Annotated in this window: 2 protein-coding genes; both read left to right on the forward strand. The window is 65.9% G+C overall.

Annotation, left to right across the window (positions count from 1 at the left end; all coding sequences use genetic code 11):
* On the forward strand, positions 1 to 211 hold a 211-nt coding region (locus WG900_RS20155; protein ID WP_339970182.1), incomplete at its 5' end, for a DUF2840 domain-containing protein.
* Positions 208 to 621 (forward strand): S26 family signal peptidase (locus tag WG900_RS20160; protein WP_339970184.1); only part of this gene is annotated, 414 nt, incomplete at its 3' end. The genes WG900_RS20155 and WG900_RS20160, both read left to right, overlap by 4 nt.

Below are 621 nucleotides of genomic sequence, written 5' to 3' on the forward strand. Positions count from 1 at the left end.
CGACCTGCTGCTCAGCGTTCATGGCTGGCCAAAGGTTGCGCAGGTCTTCCGTCTGATCGATGCAATCGAGGCGTCAGGCATCGATCCGTGCGATGTCGCGCCGGATCATTGGCGGCACATCCACAACCGGATTGCAGGCCGCGAAGCGCCACGCGACTACAGTCCCGTCCGCCATCGTGCTTGGCTCCAGCGCAAGGCGCTGTTCTCATGATGCGGTGGCTCTCCATTCTGGCTGGTGTTGTCGCGGTCGCCACACTTGCGACGCTGGCCGTTCAGCCCGCGCGTTACGCGGTGTGGAATACGACAGCCTCCGTTCCGACCGGGCTCTACGCCATTCGTGGCAGGGCAAGCCTGCACGTCGGCGAGCGAGTTGCAATCCTGCCGCTGCCGGAACTGCGGCGCCTGCTCGCCGAGCGGCACTATCTCCCGGCGGGCGTTCCGCTGTTGAAACGCATCGCCGCTGTGCAAGGCCAGCGGGTCTGTCGCATTGCGAATGGCATCACCATCGACGGCCAATATGTCGGCGCGGCACTTGCGCGCGACCGTCTGGGTCGCCCGCTACCCGTCTGGGCGGGCTGCCGTGTGCTGAGCGCCGGCGAGCTGTTCGTGATGAACCCGGCA

The sequence above is a fragment of the Novosphingobium aquae genome, from assembly GCF_037572715.1.
GTDB lineage: Bacteria > Pseudomonadota > Alphaproteobacteria > Sphingomonadales > Sphingomonadaceae > Novosphingobium > Novosphingobium aquae.